Raw genomic sequence first — 17,321 nt, 5'->3', positions numbered from 1 at the left:
TTTTTTATAGAGGTTTGTGCCAGCATGGCTTGCTCTGGAGAAAGAAAAATCCCAGCCAAATTATTGCCTCCATCTATTGCATAGAACTGCACATCAGTACCCATGAGCTGCTTATTAACAATAAGAAAAAGGAAATAGGTTGCCCGTCCCCAGCTTTCCTTCTCTGAACCACTTTCCTCTGCGGAATAGACAATGTACTCATCGCCGTTGCACTGAATTGTATAGGCCGGCAAATCGGCATCCAGAATCTCGAATAATTCAGCAGGGTGACCAACATGTTCTCTGAGTGCAGGTAGTATCTGCTGATAAGCATCAGCGATGCCCTGCTCCGCAAGGTTCTCAGCATCAAGCTGAATCAATTTGTCATAATCAAGAGAGCCTGGATTCCTTGTATAACTACCAGCGCCAGCCTTTGAGAAAAATTTTGAGAGTAGCGAAAACATCAGATTTCTCTTTATAAATAAGTGATAACGACAATTAATCATAAAACGATTGATGCTGTCAGAGGATTTGATACTACATATCTGTGACGGTGAACAATGGACTGTTCACCCTTCACCGTATGATCACCACCTAACACCATGATTTTAAATCATAAAAATGCATGGTGAACAGAGTGAACAGTTAAATGGAAAAAAAGATTTTTTTATTAATCTCAAAAATGAAACGCAATGAAAATGATTAAAAATCAAACAAGCAACCACCCATTCCCAATATGACATTCCATAATTGGTACACGTTTAGGTACACACCTGAAACTTGAATTAGGTATAATCAATTAAAAACAAACAGTTACATTAATCATTCAGATTCCCCCAGCCCACCAAAATTCTTTGTTGATGGTCACCAGAACCTGATATGAAGTCCTGAAAGCCCGCACGGCGCAAGCCCTGCGGGCTTTTTTGTGTCTGTTGATTCAGCCGAACAGCCCCCTCTCCTGTGCAGAAGGCGATCGCCGGACAGTCCCCTCTCCTGTGGGAGAGGGTTAGGGTGAGGGCGTCCCTCTTTTGCAACACCTGCAACTTAAGAAATATGTCTGGAAAACAACTCGCATTCCGCCTATTAGCGGGTTGGTTAACACTGCCGATTTACGTTATAGTCAGCGCCGCTGCGGCAAAATCCGCAGCCGGGATTTGCACCCTGGATATCACAACGTCGATTTATAAATTCAGTTTATACGTCGAGGCATGCGCACACCTGTTGCCTGTTACAATTCAATGTAATAACGCAATTTTTCAATGGTGGCTCAGGCGGGGCAGCCTTCGGGCTGGCCGGCATCCGTTGTGACCGGTAGTGCAAACTCCGTCTGAGCTACCACCCAAGAGATTTGCACCTCCGGTGGTAGCAATCATCGCTTGCAACGGAGAATGCGAATATGACACTTTCACACAACCCCACTTTCCTGCCTTTTCAACAAGACTGGCATCAAGCCGACATCATCGCGGCACTACGTAAAAAAGGCACCTCACTGGCAGCCGAATCCCGCGCCGCAGGTTTAAGTTCTTCAACTCTCGCCAACGCGCTGAGCCGCCCGTGGGCAAAAGGGGAACTGCTAATAAGCAAAGCCATTGGTGTACCCGCCGAAACCATCTGGCCGAGCCGCTACTTTGATCCTCAAACGCACAAGCCTGTCGTTCGGCTAATGCGCACCCGTCATCCGAAATAAACCATTAGCGTCATCTGCCAGAAACTCTGTACGGGTGACGCTGTAATTAGCTTGAATGATTCAAGTTGAAGGGATGAAGGTTAGCCGTGAACATGTTTTTCCAGGCAGAAATGATCCAAAGCAAGCAATGAATAGCCAGATGGCAAATGCCGCTTTAAAACGTTTTGGCTATGGCGGAAAACTTGTTGCTCATGGCCTACTCTCTATCGCACGTACTGCAATGAATGAAGCTGGTTTCAATTCAGATGTCATAGAGTCAACATTAGCTCATACTGATAGAAATGAAGTTAGAAGAGCCTACAATAGATCTACATATTTGGAACAAAGAGTAGCACTCATGAATTGGTGGGGATTGGTAGTAAAAGACTTATAATTGAAGACGCCTCTTAACGCGCCCTTTATTTTAACGTAAACAGCATTTTTTGTATTTCTTACCACTTCCACAAAAACATGGTTCATTTCTACCAGGGCATTTTGCTTGAGTCATAACACCATCAATATTGACTAAGGTATTTTGAATTCGGCTGGGTGTAATAACACTTTCAACTTCAGCTGAATACTCCCAGTCAAAGTCCAGCATAACCCCATAATTTACATCATATGTTTTAGGTCTAACATGTATGCCGATCCACTTTTTGCTTTTAGTTATATACTTTCTTTTTATACAATGCCCATGTAATTGTTTTTCTGCAGCATCTTTATCATAGTAATTACAATGAACGGTAAAGCCAATATCTCCAACCACAGTTGAAAAATCATGATGTTTTTTATCGATTGAAGATAAAAAAACTGTTTTCTTAGCCATCTGATTAATACCTTCAATAGAGTCACTATCTAAAGAAAGAAAAAGAAGACCTAATTCTACCGCCAACTTATGGTTTTCAGACTCTAATGACTTTATTATTTTCCTAACAAATCCATCTTGATGTAATGTTAAAATACCATCTGGAGTATGTTTCCCCGTAACTCCTTTCCTACGAGATAGCATCGCGATGTCGAGGTCAGCACATATATCGTCATGCAACATAAACATGTCACATTCATTATCAATCCATAGATTCTGTTTTAGATGCAACGAAAAAACGGTCAATTCATGAGAAGAAAATACTCTCATATTATATGTCGAACGACGATCAATGTAAGATAAAAAATACAGAGGCGTATCCAAAAACTCAGTTAGAACATCCAAAAGAAAAACATCCATTATAAATGGCGGGTAAATTTCACTTGTAATTGTAGTATTTAAGTACTGACGAACCTGAAAACTTAAAGATGGATAATGTTCAGATATAATTGGAACGATATAACATCTAGAAACAGAGGAGTTGAGATTAAACCTCTTGAAATTTTGATCCGCTAGACATACACCAGATATAATGAGTTGAGCACAGGAAACACCTTGATTATAAGCATCTTGTATTGCACCTTGAAAATCTTTTTGTATAGCATTTCCATTTCCTTTCCGAGCTTCAATAGTTAATTTTTTAGATTTTGCCTGGTAAATTATTACTGAATCAGAAAAGGATACCAATACATCTATTTCGCCTAACGTTTCATTGTTATCATTAACAATATATACATTTTTGAATACATTTTCAGCACCAAAAACCGAAGTCATCTTCCTATATACATAATCCTCTACAAATTGCCCTCTATGCTGTGCAGATATTGGTCTATATTTTTTATCGTCATTCATCCAAAAAAATGGAGTTTCGTATATAGATTGAGCTAGAGAATAGTCGGAAAAGCAATAATATTTATTCCCAACAAGTATTATCGGCTTAGCATTAAAAGCATTAAAATCACTCATGCTTTTAAAGCTTTCATTTGAGAGTCCAGTTGATGAAAACAAATCAATAATAGTTTTTACTTTACTATCACTCAAGCCCGTTTCGGTAACTATTAGATCAATTGGAAGTTCGTAGGCATTCAATACTTCATCATTTAGTATTCCATGACTGCGCCGTAAAAAGTCACTAACTTGCCTCCCAATTATGGACTCTATACATCGACCGACAGAAACCATATCGGCACATGTAAAGCCCATCTCTTCTAAGAACCATGCATCATCTAAAGAATACTTCTCCGCCGCCATATCTAAATACTGAAAATCATAAGCAGATTCAGCCGCATAAAAGATGCTCTCTTTTATCATCGCATTGTCGTATTCGCCATCCTTCTCAGCCGAAAACATAGCACTATGCAAAACAGCCAAGGATGTATTTACATCTTCATATAATTTAGACAATACATCTACACCGGGATAATCCGTTTTGATTTCAGACTTTAACAATAATCCTGCAACGGTAGAAATCTCAGTCCTTATTAATCGTTCTTTTTCGTAAAGATGTTGCATATCTTCAGAACTGATTTCCTCCTCATAGAGTGTTATATTATTCATGCAACTCAATAACGCCAAACCATGAATAAAGCCATGAGATGTACACAATGACTCCAACTCGGAAAAGACCTCTGACTCAGTTTTTTGCATTATAAACATCCTCCCCTACGCTCGATATTATTAGTTTCTTACTTCACCACATCATATGCTACTTTAAATCTTAACAATTTGATTCAATGTGCGCGCAATGCTATCCCCGTCACGCCTGCCCGCTTCATGGGTGGGTTTTAATGCAGATGCATGAACACCCCGGAGCCGCGCCAGCTCTGGGGTAATGAAGTGTGAAAAATACGGGGTTTTACATGCAAAACCATGCACCGTAATGCATGGTTTATTTTAATTAAATGACGGGATTTTCAGGTCGATTTTATGCGGGTGGTTGCTGGCTCAGTTCTGCCAGCCGGTGCGCGTAAACACGGTTCTGTACCGGTGTGTATTTTTGCTGATTATCTACCCGTGAAGCCGCATCAGGCCTGAATCCGATGGCCGTTAAAATGTCGCTGTTTTCAGCCGAGTAATTGATTTCATGACTTGCAGCCAGATACTCCCGTAGAGCTTCACCGATGTAATGTGTCGCTCGTCGTATCGCCATTTTCGGGTTTGATTTTTTCGCCATTGAGCCAGTCATGCAGATGACGGCGAACCGTTGTTTCATCAATAAGCTGAGACTTGGCGATCATGACGGTAGTCCAGTCCTCAGCGGCGAGAAGTACACATCGAATTCTGTCACGCATACGGCAATATACTTCTGACAAATAAAATTGATAGTGCATAATAAGCTAGCATCTGATGCCAAAACATATAGGTATTAATTAACTTTCAAAGGATATTACAATGAAAATATATTTATTGTTATTGTCACTTCTGGCAACTACAGGCGCGAATGCCGAATGCTGGATTGTTGACAACATGAAAGGCTACTCTGCTTTTAGCCAGGATGGATATAAATTTGAAGAGAATAGTATAGATGATGGGAAAATTTCTTTAGACATTAAGAACAAGAACATCACAGTTAAACAGATTGGGAATTCTAGCTTTGGTGAAGGAATAACGTATACGCCAGTTAATGATAATGCTTTTTCAGGACATAGCTCTTCTCTTGGCATGACGATAATCGAAAACTGGGTGATAACAAAAGAAAATAAAGTATTATTTAATCGGTCGGTACTTGACACAGATAACCCTGACATGACATCTACAACCGCACTGGTTGGCGATATTATAGGGAAATGCTAAATCATATTTGACTTCCTCCCCGGCAAAAGGTCGGGGACTCCTTAACTCTTGAGGTACTAATCTGGCACTTTGTTATTAAAATTGTGGTATAAATCATGGATGTTATTTCTTTAACTAGCAGATTATCAAATCGGTAGCAGTACATTTTCTATTTAGTAAACTCAAAATAAAAATGCGCAACACAAACGAATGCAACCACTAACCTTAAACACCTGACACCCTCCCCGTTACTTATTTTATCAAATTAATGAAAACAATTTCGTCTGTAGTTTTTAGACTTTTATTTCCGATCTTAACCGGTAAATTCTACAACACATAAAGACATTTATCATTTCTACTATTTCATATGAATTTTACTTTTCCACCTTACGGTGGGAGACATAAAAATAAATCAATACCCACTTATACACGGCTACGCAGCGAGTGGGGTCTACCGACAGTTGCCTGCCGCAGGCTAAAAGCAAAACTAACAGATGTTCGCCACATGGGACTGAGAGTCATCACAATGTAACATCAGCATGGCGATAAGCCGCCGGGCATGGTTTTTATCGGGTGTTTTCTGGATGATTTTCTGCATGTTGCGTCGTTCATTTCGGGGGATGGGTACTATGATCGGCATGACTCAGTCCGGTTGGAGGGTTTGTGATGCTTGGCGATTGATCAGATCGCTCAAACCGGATTGAGTTCCCTTCAGTGATCGACTATTACGCGCAGTTATTTAGCCGTTTTTTACACCTGAACATGCCAGGGTGGGCAATGGATTGTTCACCCTTCCCCTCTGCTCACCACCTAATTTATTGATGAGGTCTGGAGAGAATAATTACCTATCTGTGGAAATTTGAGTCTGTGACATCATAAGCTCCGCGAATGTAAAATCCAGTTGGTTATCAATATCGACAGACTCCTCTTGCCTCATGAGATAAGCATAAGATTTATCTCCATAGATATCGGCTAAAGCACCAACGAATTTCCGCTCAAAAATATAGATCGCGCCATTAATTCTGTAATAAGGCTCCAGCTCCTGGCCTCTCAGATTATTTTTCTTTTGAAGAAAGCCAGACATTGAGTGATCCGCAGGCAATTTATTGCATAGCTGAACAGGGTGTTCCATTTGGCAGACTGAAATGACACTGTTTGCCGCCATTTTTTCATATAACGTATGAGCTTCAACAATATTTACGGCTTTTCGTAAGGGAGAAGTTGGCTGTAACAGAGTAATATTACGGACCTTCCCCCATTTATTCTCGGCGATTTCCACCATATGTGAAATAACATCACAGGTCGTTGCCGTATCACTCGCCAGGACTGCAGGCCTTAAGCATGGGACAATTGCACCATATTGTTCTACTACGCAAGCAATCTCTTCGCAATCAGTACTCACCAACACCCGATCAAATAAATTACTGTCAATTGCCGCTTCAATAGACCAGGCAATCAAGGGTTTACCCGATAATATTTTTATATTCTTGCCAGGTAGCCGCTTGCTTCCCCCTCTGGCCGGTATAATGGCGATTCTCATTTACCACTCCAGTTGATATACATCGGCCTGGGCACGATGAAAATCATCCGGTCGGCCAATATCAAGCCAATATTCATGGATAGGGAACATTAAAACATCAGAGTCATCATTAATATTTGAATCAAGAAGTGTTGGCATATCAATTGATATACCCTTTGGCACACCTTTGAAAATTCGGGGACTTAATATATAAACGCCAGCATTTACAAAATAACGGTGAATGGGTTTTTCTGACATCCCAACTATTTTTTCGCCATCACAGTCAATGACCCCATATGGCACCTGGTATTCATATTGACGTACGCACATGGTTGCTGCTGGCGTATGTGTAGTATGGAAAAGCATGAGCCGCTCAAAATCAAGCGAGGTCAGTACATCACCGTTCATCATGATCAAGGGTAAATCAGGGATATTATCAGGTAACAAGCCCAATGCCCCTCCCGTTCCAAGAGGGACATCTTCGTGAACATATTCAATATTAACCCCCCAGCGCTGCCCATCCCCAAAGTAATCCATAATGACCTCTGGCAGATAATGGGTGGAAATATAGATATTTTTAAATCCTGTTTTTGCAAAACGCTCAACCAGAATTTCCAACATGGGTTTTCCGCCAATTTTTAACATCGGCTTAGGGCAATTGTCAGTCAGCGGTTTCAGACGGGTACCGAAACCGCCTGCCATAATAAAGACCGGATGCTCATAGCGGCGATGTGCTGAAGCCGATTCCCAGGTTTCCAGCCCGACCAGGCGGCCATTTTCGTCCACTACCGGAATAGAGAGAATACTGCGTCTCTTCATTTCTGCGAGAACTTCGCTCCGGCTACAATTAATAGGAGACGTCAGTGGATTGCAGTTCATGACGGCTTCAACGGCCGTATTCAGGCTGACATCAGCCAGAATTGCCCGTCGGATGTCCCCATCCGTCAACACTCCCAATAATCTCTCCTGCTCATCAACAACCAACGCCACGCGCAGCGCTTCCTCATTCACGATGGACAAAGCATCGCGCAGAGAATCCCTGGGGGATAACAAGATTTTTTTCCAGTCTTTGCTCATAGCAAACTTATCTCTGTTGATAACTCCGCTCAGCCAACCGAGCGCGAGCAGGAAAGACAATGTGATTTTTCGGCAAATGGCAGGTCAATGTCGCTCCGGCACCAACAACGGCCTCATCGCCAACCTGAATCCCCTGAACAACGACAGCCCCACAACCCACGAATACGTTTTTCCCCAGAGTCACGTTTCCACATAACACAGCACGTGGAGCGAGATGACCATTGTCGCCAACTGCGCTGTCGTGCTCGACAATGGCCCCTGAGTTGATCAGAGTGTTGTTACCGATGCGCGCACAGCTCTGCACAATGGCTCCCGGCATAATCTGTACCCCCTCGCCGAGAAATGCGTGGGGCGAGATAACGGCCTCTTGTGCTACTACGGATGCGAAGCGATAACCTTTTTCGGCATAGCGCGAGAATATCTTGGCCCTCAGATCGCTTCCGGCCACGAAACCGATGCCATTTACCAGCAAGCAGCTATCAGGGGAAGCATTCGTACTGAGTGTCTCTTCCTGCCACAGCGGTAATCCCGCCAATGCACCCTCGCCCAATGAATCAGGCGCAACCAGTGCCAAAATGGTCTGTCCCTGGCGGGTGAGAATGTCAGCCAGTACGGATGCATGCCCCCCCGCGCCTATCACTATCAGCGGTTTATTCATGAATCAGATCTCCCATCTGGTAAGCAACACTTGCGCGTTTCCCCTGAACATCCCACCAGGAATAAGGGCTCATGCCATTACCGGGCCGCTTGATTGTCACGTTATGCTCATCAAGCACAGCACCCAATGGAATGTCGCAGGCTGCAACCAGGCTCTTGCGGGCAACCGCTTTATTTTTCAGCTCACACGGGCGCGGGCTCTTAATGCCATTACCCAGCGCGGCCTCCACATTCCGAATACCCTGGACCATTGCGGCCAGCTCTTGCGGCTCCAGTGAGGCCTTGTGATCAGGCCCTTGCATGGTCTTGTCCAGTGTGAAGTGTTTTTCGATAAGACAGGCGCCACGGGCAACTGCCGCAACAGGCACGGTGACCCCCTCGCTATGGTCGGAATAACCGACCGGCAATCCGAAGGCATGAGCCAGGGTATCCATGGCTTTAAGGTTGATGTCAGGCATCGGTGCCGGATATTCGGTAGTGCAATGCAGCAACGTCACGTTGTTTCGCAGCGCCTCTTGCCCCTTCTCAGAGGCAAAGGCCGCCATAAAGGCCCCCATACTCGGCACGGCATCCAGCTCTTGGGTCATGCCAAAAGCGATCACGCCAAGGGCCGATTCCACCTCTGCCAGCGTCGCCATCCCCGTGGAAACGATCAGTTTGCAGCCGCTACGAGCATGCCTGAGGACAAAGGGGGCATTAGTCAATTCACCTGACGGGATCTTCAGGGTACGCAGTTTGAGCACTCGGACCAGAAACTCGAGACTTTCGTCATCAAAAGCCGTGGAAAGAAATGCGATTCCCAGCGCTTCACAGTGCCTGATAAGACTAAAGTGCGCCTCAAAAGGGAGCTCAAGCCTGGAGAGCATGGCAAGCTGGTTTTCTGCTTTACCAGTATTGACCGTCTGATAATCAGCTTGCTGGGCATGGCTCGTGACCAGGTTCGTAGCCTTGAAAGTTTGAAATTTCACAATATCGGCACCGGCCCGATGGGCGGCATCGACAAGCGCATGAGCAAGAGACTCATCACCGTTATGATTCACACCAGCCTCGGCGATAATGCTGATCATTGGGGCAAACTCCTGGTTAGATCATGAAAAATTTTGACCGATTCGAGCGGGCAGGTACGCAGTACATCCACAATGCGCTTGCTCACGTCTCCCATGCCATACGGGTTAGTAAAGGCATCGGTGGACAGCGGCAACAGCGCTTCTTTGATGGCTGAAGCGATAGATAAGCGTTCCGGCTGGCAATTCACCACACTGGCAGCAGCCATGCGGCCTTTCTGCCGTTGCCCGATATTCACCGTTGGCACCTTAAGTGAAGGGACTTCAATGATGCCGCTGGAAGAATTGCCAATAACGGCAGAGCAATGTTTTACCGCACTGAGGTAGCGCTTATAGCCCAGAGAAGCGATCGCCATGACTCGTTCAGGCTGAGAAGCTGCATAGTGCTCAAGCTCTGGGATGATTTGGCGCCCACCGTCATCAGCATTGGGATAAGTCACTATCACCTGATAATCAGGATAATCATCCAGTGCTTTCAGCAATGACCGAAAGCTTTCAACTGCTGGTTCAGAGGAGAGTGTGACGGGGTGATAAGTCACCACGAAAAAGGGATTGTCGAGCTTGAACCCAATGGAGGCCTTAAGTTCTTCCAAAGACATCAACGGTGTCTTGCTGATGTGGTCAAGGCCAACTGCCCCCGGATTAAAAACGCGATCGGGATGTTCCCCAAGCTGGATCACGCGCTGACGATAGCGTTCATTGGCGGTGAAATGGAGATAACTCAGCTTGGTGATGGCATGGCGAATGGCATCATCGTAAGCACCTTCCGTGATTTCACCACCGTGAATGTGAGCAATGGGAATACGCATGAGCATCGCCGACTGCGCCATCGCAAGTGCCTCGTAACGATCTCCGAGGATAACCAGCAGGTCCGGTTGCAGTCGGGATAATGCATCGGCCATCCCAATCAGTGCGACGCCCATACTTTTGATCACGCCTACCGCGGTATCAGAAGAGAGCAGCATTTCGATACGTTCATCGATCTGAAAACCGTCCTGCTCAATCTGCCGCCAGGTCATCCCGTATTCGGGTGACAGGTGAGCACCAGAGACAATGACTTTCAGCTCCAGGTCAGTGGCAGCCGAGATATCTTTCATCAACCAATAGAGCAAACCATATTCCGCCCGGGTGCCAGTAAACACTGCGATCCGTCTCATTTCATCAAACCTCAACCGGCGAGCTAGGCAAGTTGATCACCCGGCTTTCAAGCCACTCGGAAACCGTCAAATCCCCTCTATGTGCATGAGAAAACATGGGTAACCGATGCATAAGTTTCCAGACAGGACGCGTCATGACGCCAGCCGCATTGGTTTCTGTCAGTAGCGCGTCGCGCTGTACTTCGCTCTCGCAGATAATGGCGTTGAGCCAGTAATTGGAACGCGCGTAGCTGGGTTCCAGTACAAACTGGCAATCATGCTTACGGAAGAACTCAGCGTAATGCTGTGCTAACGCTCTTTTCTGTTTCAGGAAAGTCGGCAGAGCTTCCATCTGGGCGCACCCCAGCGCGGCATTGAGGTTCGGAAGGCGATAGTTAAAACCAGCCTCATCATGGTGGAATTCGTAAGGATGAGGCACCTTTGCCGTCGTGGTGAGGTGTTTGATGTGATCCCCTTGTTTCGCGGTCTGGCACAACACCATGCCACCGCCACCGGTAGTAATGATTTTATTGCCGTTGAAACTCAAGGCGGCGAATTCGCCCACGGTCCCGGTATGTTTGCCCTTGTAGAAAGAGCCAAGGCTCTCAGCTGCATCCTCAACCAGCGTCAGTCCCCATTGCTTGCACAGCAATAGCAGCTCATCCAGCTCGGCTGGGTGACCGAATGTGTGCATCGGTAATACGGCTTTAATACGCTGTCCGGTACCCTTGTGATAGCACCCCTGCCCAGTCAGTTTCGCGTGTTCGTATAAATACGCTTCAACCGCCTCTGGACACAGACTCAGGCTGGTTTTCGCAACATCGACCAATACTGGCTGAGCACCCATGTGGTAGAGCGTGTTGCAGGTGGCAACAAAAGTCAGGGCCTGGGTGATAACCAGGTCCCCTCGCTCAACGCCAGCCTGATGCAATGCGGCATGAAGTGCAGCTGTTCCATTGACGGTCGCGACAGCACGCGCACTCCCGGTATACGCCTCAATCTTGCGTTCAAACTCATCAACATATTTGCCCACGCTGGACACAAACGTACTCTCTAAGGTGTCGGCGACGTTTGCCTGCTCCTTTTCAGAAAAAGTCGGCGCATGTAGCGGGATGAACGCATTGGTTTTATAAATGTCACGAATAAACGCGACCAGCTGGGTTGATTGCATTTGATTCACCTTACATCTTTGCGTCGAGGTACTTGCCCGTCTCTTGATGGCCAAAATCGGGCAGCATTTCAAAGAAAAGGCTAACGATATCGTCCTTGCTCCATTTCCGGTCGCTTCTCAACGCATCGATTTTTTTCTCAAAGGCATCCAGTAATTCTGGCTGGTATAGGGGCGCATTTTTAATCACGCCAATACTATTGAAGCGCCCCATATCCAGCGTTTCTTCTTCGGTGAAAAACTCTTCGAAATCCTTTTCTCCGGTTGTATCACTGGTGGTGAACAGGCAAGGCCAGCTTCCCTGTGCCGGCAATATACTGGCGAGCTCACGCGCCTCATTTTCATCATGGCAAAGATACGGCTCGTAACCATGATGTCTGAGGTATCTGGTGGCGATATCAGCAAAAGAGATGAGATGCAGTGTTTCGCTCAATTTTGGGAAGAAGATGTCTCTATTTTCACCGAATATGCAGGACATCAAACAAAGCTCGCCCGACTCCTGCGGCGTAACGAAGTAGCGTTTAATATCATGAGGAGCAACCAGTGGCTGCCCCTTCTGCAAGCGCTGATTAAAACCATGCAACAGCGAACCATCGGAGAATGCGACATTGGCAAAACGCGCCGTCGACAGGGTGATTTGCTCACTTCTGCGCATCAGGAACATCTCCATGATCCGCTTAGAAGCGCCCATCATATTGACCGGATTAGCCGCCTTGTCGGTGGATACGCAAAAGTATTTTTTTACGCCTGCTGCAATAGACTGGCGAAGGGTCTTGTCGGTATTTAATACGTTGACATCGATCATTCTCATCAAAGTCCACGGGTCTTTTTCGCTGCGTACGTGCTTGAGTGCCGACAAATTCAGCACATAGTCATATTGGCCGTCAGCCTCAATAAAAGCATCATATTCGACCGAACCAATATCCAGCGCGAAGGTTTGAAAGTCCCCAGGGATATAACCAAACGAGCTGCGGATATCGCGCACCAGCTCGACCATGTTATTTTCACTAATATCAATAACATGCAACTTATTTGGCTGACGTTTGAAAATCTCTTTGGTGACCGCCTGCCCAATGGACCCCGCCCCTCCTAAAACCAAAAAGCGGGACTCAGACACGCGTTGATTCAGTTCTGAATCAACGCCAGCAAGGTCACAAGCAAACAAGGCGTCGCTGCGCCCAATAAGGGATAGCATCAAATGAGATTTCATCTATTACCTCTGCTCACACCAGGATCACATATTTCTTCTGGGCATTGATGATCCCGGTGATCAATTGGGGCTGAGAGCCCAGGCTACCGACGGGGCCATATTCCACCCAGTGATAACCATAGGCGCGCAGGTCATTCCGGCCTGCTGACGCCGCGAAGCAATCGAAACAAAACCCCGCCTCTTTGACTGCCGCCAAAGTGAAGGCTTGAAGATCATTGCGTGTCACAGTGCTCATGCGATCGCACACGGCGGCAAAATCGGGGCTTGTCTCATCAATGACCAGAGTGCACAGGAAGCCCATGCGGATCAGATCGTCGATGCTTTTTTCCAGCGCATTGAACTCATCCGGGTGACCGATATGAAAACCGAGTACCATTTTCTTCTGTGGCAACGCCAGGCCTGCCCCCCTCGCAATATCATTCATCGTCCTCTTACCCGCCAAAGACTGACTGGTGTAAGCATCCCAATATGGATAGGGGATTTCGCCGCGCCGATAGAGTTCGCTGTAAAGTACGATCTGCCGTTCATCAACAATCTCAAGCAGTAGAGCCAGACGGAGTAAAGGCCACTTGTGCAGCGCCACCTCACGAGGGACATTCTGCTCAGGAGGCGCGAGGATGAAAGGGATCTGCTCTTTGCACAAACTGAGGTGACTACTGGACATAAAGCCACAGATCCCACGGATCGGTGTTTTGAGCATCAGTAGTAATTCCATCGGCATTGACGCAGGCAATGGGATCAGTTTGGGGTTTTTCTGTTCAATAACGTCATTCACGACGTGTCCCGCCGGATGACCTTTAAACAGCAGACTGGGTTTGCCAGCAATATGAAGAGGAGAACCTGATTTGCGAATATGTTTAAGCAAATCGTGATGCAGCCGGATGATCCCCCTGGCTGCTAAGCCGCGTGCATCCTCAACGTTTTGCGAAGTCCCCAACACAATGACGGCATCCGTATGTTGAGCAAACAACGCTTCGATGGAGGCCCGTTCAACACCGACTGCGCGGAATAACCAGTCCTGTTGATGAGGAGCCAGAGAAGAAAAATCGTTCCAGTCCGTCCGCTCCAGCCAGGGCAGAATTTCCTCGGCCAACGTTTGTAAGGCAGGCAAGCGGGTCATAATGTCTGGTCGTACCATGTGGTAACGAGTGGGATAAAAACGGTGCCACCCCTGCCCGACAATTATTTTGTCCTGCCCTGGGACCGTAAACCCTACGCTGCGCGGCGTTTCATAGAGATAGCTACGCAGACGGGCCAGAACCGCCTCTCTCTGCACCAGGCGTTCCGGCTGATCATTGAGCTTGAGCAACTCGCAATAATCAAAGGTGCCATCTTCATAGAGATGAACCATCCGCACCGGATACTTGAGAAAGTGCAGCGCGTTAAGCAAGGGGGCCAACGCATCAGAGCTATAGATAAGGTTGGAATGGACCTCAACCTCGACGCTGCCATGCTGAGCACACAGCGCCATCAATCGTTCGTAGACCTCTCGCACCGGGGCAATGCCCTGTCGAAAATGTTGATGACGCGGATGTAGTTGTTGACCATCCTGCAATGTCGAGCGACCCCAGGTGGTGAGGGAGGTGGTGTTTTCCTCTTCACTGTGACGGCAAAAATGCAACAACTGTTGCAACATCGGCATCGTAAAGGGATCGAGATAAATCCGCACAAGATGAGGTTGAGGCTGGGTCATCACACTAAATTCTCTGTCTTCGTTTATGACACCAGAGAAATAGCAAATATCGTGCCAACTCGTTTTTAAGCCGATGTGGTTGGGCTTATCTACCAAATACGCATCAGAAAGGTTAACGCTCCCCTTCTGCAAAAAATGACGCAATAAAAAAATCTTTCAAATGCGTTTAAGTTGCCGCATCAACCTGTCGTTATTTCTCAGGGATGATGGAGAAGCACGGCTACCGGGCCCTCCACTTAAACTTATATACGTAAGGAGTCTTACCGTGGCTATTTCAATCCAGACTAACTATGCATCCCTTGTTGCCCAGAACTCCCTGGCTAAGTCTACTGAATCTCTGAACACTTCTATGGAGCGTTTAGGTACTGGTTACCGTATCAACAGCGCAAAAGATGACGCTGCAGGCCTGACTATCGCTAACCGTATGAACACCGATATGGTCGGTATGAACGCCGGTATCGGTAACATTGAGAAGACTCAGGACATGCTGCAAACCGCCGACCAGGCCATGGCCGAGCTGACCAGCATCACCGACCGTATGACCGAACTTGCTACTCAGGCATCGAACGGAACCAACTCAACCGCCGACCTTGAAGCTATGGACTCCGAGTTCCAGAAACTGGCAGATGAAGCGAACCGTATCGTTACCGATACCCAGTACGCTGGTAACAACCTGTTCGATACTCTGGCAGCGGGTTCTATTAATGTGCAGATTGGCCGTAACGGCTCTGCTGACTCCATCAGTGTTGATGTTTCCAGTGGAATCACAACCATGCGCAGCTCAATCACCGGTCTGACTTCCATGTCTCTGACTGGCTCTGGTAGCGCCCAGGCGAGCCTGAGTGGCCTGACCACAACTTCTGATGATATTTCTGCAGCCCGCTCTGAAACGGGTGCCTACATCAACTCCCTGGAACACACCAAGAGCAACTTGATGAACGTCGAGATGAACACCGAGGTGGCGAAAGGCAGGATCATGGATGCCGACTTCGCGGAAGAAGGGGCCAACATGTCCAAGCAAATGATGCTGCAACAATCCGGCACCATGGTTATGGCCAACGCCAAGTCTATGACTGGTCTGGCACTGAACCTGATCGGCTAATTACTTGGCTTATCGCTGCAAAAATGGACTGCCTCGGCAGTCCATTTTTTTGTGACAAATACGGTTGTGCTACCCAAAAATGACAATTTATAAAAACAGGCACGATTATTGCTTTAGACAACCCTCACCACGAGGCATGAACAGACTATGATTAACCCCTCTTATCTGGCTAATTACTTTACCGCGCTTGAGCGTGCTCCTTACGATGAGCGCTATCAGGCCCAAATGGCCGATGTCGACGGTCAGATAGCCGCCTGGGGCGAAATTGAAACCGCCATTACCAGCGTACAGACAGCGGCCAAAGCACTTTATGCTGATAACGACGGCTTTAACACCACCAAGGCATCCGTATTACCGGAAAACTCCGGTGCCACCGTCTCAACCGGCTCAGGTGCTATCCCGGGTCACCATGAACTCTATGTAGAGCAGGTAGCCAAGGCACAGCAGGAATCGCTCAACTTCGGTACCAGTGGCAACGTACCCGCAGGCACGCTGACTATCAGTGGCACCGATGCGGATGGCAATCCACTGACCCTGAGCATCGACACCAGCACCCTAAATCCACCTACCGTAGAGTCGCTGTCCAACGCTATTAACGCTCAGGGAGACGACCTGGGGGTATCAGCCTCAGTGCTCAAGGACGACACCGGCAGCTACAACCTGGTGGTGACCAGTGACGATACCGGGACAGATAATGCCTTTACCGTCAGCTTTAGCGATCCTTCTGTCACTCAGAAACAGCTAAGCCCACCGCAAAATGCCATTGTCTGGTACGGCGGCCAAAATACTGGCATCAAGTACGAATCAGCGAGCAATACCATCACTGATATGATCCCTGGCGTCACGATTAACGTCACCCAGCCGGGTCAAATTACGATTGATGTCGTACCGGACACCGAGGCGATCACTACCGACGTACAAGCTTTTGTCGACAGCTACAACGCCATGCTCGACGTATTCACCACCCATGTGAACACGCCTGATGGCGCGCTCTATGCCAACGGCTCGGCACGTGGCATCCAGAACAGCCTCAAACAAACCTTCTATACCGTGAGTCCGGACGGAATGATGATGGCCAACTACGGCATCACCTCGGACCCCTACACCGGCAAGCTGACGCTGGATACCGAAGAGCTGCAAACCGCGCTCACCGAAAACCCTGAAGATGTGGCGGCACTGTTCAAAGACGTGGCCACGCAGATCGACGACCTCGTTTACAACTACACGGCTACCAGCGGCACCATCTACAACGCTCAGCAAAGTCTGGACAAAGAAAAAGCCAGTATCCAGTCAGATATGGACGCGCTTGATCGCCGTATGGATAAGGTCTACCAGCAATACCTGAAAGAATTCACAGAGATGGTCGAGTACATGAACATCATGAATGCCACCTCGGCCATGTTCCAATAACCA

General features: G+C 47.2%; 16 protein-coding genes and 3 pseudogenes. 6 read left to right on the top strand and 13 right to left on the bottom strand.

The window, feature by feature from the left end; translation table 11 throughout:
* Window positions 1–443, bottom strand: a 443-nt coding sequence (locus MES37_RS07635) for a hypothetical protein (protein WP_237930863.1), incomplete at its 3' end; no start/stop codon positions are given.
* Window positions 444–1,238: 795 nt separating this feature from the next.
* On the opposite strand from MES37_RS07635, the gene MES37_RS24925 reads away from it, so the two are divergent.
* From MES37_RS24925 to MES37_RS07625, 3 genes and pseudogenes are all read left to right on the top strand, one after another.
* Window positions 1,239–1,310: an ash family protein gene (locus tag MES37_RS24925; RefSeq protein ID WP_121815748.1), complete on the top strand. Its 72-nt coding sequence runs from the start codon at window positions 1,239–1,241 to the stop codon at window positions 1,308–1,310.
* A gap of 65 nt (window positions 1,311–1,375) precedes the next feature.
* A complete protein-coding gene (locus MES37_RS07630) occupies window positions 1,376–1,666 on the top strand; it encodes a helix-turn-helix domain-containing protein (RefSeq protein WP_237930860.1) in 291 nt (96 codons plus the stop codon).
* Window positions 1,667–1,751: 85 nt separating this feature from the next.
* A pseudogene (locus MES37_RS07625) lies at window positions 1,752–2,039 on the top strand (tyrosine-type recombinase/integrase); the annotation flags it as partial.
* 30 nt (window positions 2,040–2,069) lie between these two features.
* Here MES37_RS07625 and MES37_RS07620 read toward each other — a convergent pair.
* The 3 genes and pseudogenes from MES37_RS07620 to MES37_RS24920 form a co-directional block, all read right to left on the bottom strand.
* The gene (locus MES37_RS07620; protein ID WP_237930857.1) at window positions 2,070–4,157 is read right to left on the bottom strand and encodes a YecA family protein; all 2,088 of its coding nucleotides are present in this window, start codon (window positions 4,155–4,157) and stop codon (window positions 2,070–2,072) included.
* A gap of 277 nt (window positions 4,158–4,434) precedes the next feature.
* Window positions 4,435–4,656, bottom strand: a pseudogene (locus MES37_RS07615) (phage polarity suppression protein); the annotation flags it as partial.
* Window positions 4,625–4,747: a hypothetical protein gene (locus MES37_RS24920; protein ID WP_425266231.1), complete on the bottom strand. Its 123-nt coding sequence runs from the start codon at window positions 4,745–4,747 to the stop codon at window positions 4,625–4,627. The pseudogene MES37_RS07615 and the gene MES37_RS24920, both read right to left, overlap by 32 nt.
* Before the next feature lie 154 nt (window positions 4,748–4,901).
* On the opposite strand from MES37_RS24920, the gene MES37_RS07610 reads away from it, so the two are divergent.
* Window positions 4,902–5,303 (top strand): hypothetical protein, encoded by a 402-nt coding sequence (locus tag MES37_RS07610; protein WP_064544212.1) that lies wholly within the window; start codon window positions 4,902–4,904, stop codon window positions 5,301–5,303.
* Window positions 5,304–5,781: 478 nt separating this feature from the next.
* Here the strand turns inward: MES37_RS07610 and MES37_RS07605 are convergent.
* The 9 genes and pseudogenes from MES37_RS07605 to MES37_RS07565 all read right to left on the bottom strand — a co-directional run.
* Window positions 5,782–5,922, bottom strand: a pseudogene (locus MES37_RS07605) (IS630 family transposase); the annotation flags it as partial.
* A 201-nt stretch (window positions 5,923–6,123) separates the two neighbouring features.
* Window positions 6,124–6,822 carry an acylneuraminate cytidylyltransferase family protein gene (locus MES37_RS07600; RefSeq protein ID WP_064544210.1) on the bottom strand — a complete coding sequence of 233 codons (699 nt, stop codon included), beginning with the start codon at window positions 6,820–6,822 and terminating at the stop codon, window positions 6,124–6,126.
* Window positions 6,823–7,878 carry a nucleotidyltransferase family protein gene (locus MES37_RS07595; RefSeq protein ID WP_064544208.1) on the bottom strand — a complete coding sequence of 352 codons (1,056 nt, stop codon included), beginning with the start codon at window positions 7,876–7,878 and terminating at the stop codon, window positions 6,823–6,825.
* Between the two features lie 7 nt (window positions 7,879–7,885).
* Window positions 7,886–8,536: an acetyltransferase gene (locus MES37_RS07590; protein WP_064544206.1), complete on the bottom strand. Its 651-nt coding sequence runs from the start codon at window positions 8,534–8,536 to the stop codon at window positions 7,886–7,888.
* Window positions 8,529–9,602 carry an N-acetylneuraminate synthase gene (gene neuB, locus MES37_RS07585; protein ID WP_133522921.1) on the bottom strand — a complete coding sequence of 358 codons (1,074 nt, stop codon included), beginning with the start codon at window positions 9,600–9,602 and terminating at the stop codon, window positions 8,529–8,531. The genes MES37_RS07590 and neuB overlap by 8 nt, the downstream gene beginning before the upstream one ends.
* On the bottom strand, window positions 9,599–10,756 hold the full coding sequence (gene neuC, locus MES37_RS07580) for a UDP-N-acetylglucosamine 2-epimerase (protein ID WP_237930854.1): 1,158 nt from the start codon (window positions 10,754–10,756) through the stop codon (window positions 9,599–9,601). The genes neuB and neuC overlap by 4 nt, the downstream gene beginning before the upstream one ends.
* 4 nt (window positions 10,757–10,760) lie before the next feature.
* Complete coding sequence (locus MES37_RS07575) at window positions 10,761–11,906, bottom strand: LegC family aminotransferase (protein ID WP_237930848.1); 1,146 nt, start codon at window positions 11,904–11,906, stop codon at window positions 10,761–10,763.
* 10 nt (window positions 11,907–11,916) lie between these two features.
* Window positions 11,917–13,113 (bottom strand): UDP-N-acetylglucosamine 4,6-dehydratase, encoded by a 1,197-nt coding sequence (locus MES37_RS07570; protein ID WP_064544199.1) that lies wholly within the window; start codon window positions 13,111–13,113, stop codon window positions 11,917–11,919.
* Between the two features lie 13 nt (window positions 13,114–13,126).
* Window positions 13,127–14,950, bottom strand: coding sequence for a hypothetical protein (locus tag MES37_RS07565; protein WP_237930846.1), 1,824 nt, complete (start codon window positions 14,948–14,950; stop codon window positions 13,127–13,129).
* Window positions 14,951–15,071: 121 nt separating this feature from the next.
* On the opposite strand from MES37_RS07565, the gene MES37_RS07560 reads away from it, so the two are divergent.
* Together MES37_RS07560 and fliD are read left to right on the top strand one after the other, a co-directional pair.
* A complete protein-coding gene (locus MES37_RS07560) occupies window positions 15,072–15,908 on the top strand; it encodes a flagellin N-terminal helical domain-containing protein (protein WP_064544194.1) in 837 nt (278 codons plus the stop codon).
* A 147-nt stretch (window positions 15,909–16,055) separates the two neighbouring features.
* Window positions 16,056–17,318: a flagellar filament capping protein FliD gene (gene fliD, locus MES37_RS07555; RefSeq protein ID WP_064544192.1), complete on the top strand. Its 1,263-nt coding sequence runs from the start codon at window positions 16,056–16,058 to the stop codon at window positions 17,316–17,318.
* Window positions 17,319–17,321 lie beyond the last annotated feature (3 nt).

It is taken from the genome of Buttiauxella sp. S19-1 (assembly GCF_022134725.1).
In the GTDB taxonomy this organism is placed as follows: domain Bacteria; phylum Pseudomonadota; class Gammaproteobacteria; order Enterobacterales; family Enterobacteriaceae; genus Buttiauxella; species Buttiauxella ferragutiae.
The sequence above is the reverse complement of the archived record's forward strand: the minus strand, read 5'-3'. Positions and strand labels throughout refer to the sequence as shown.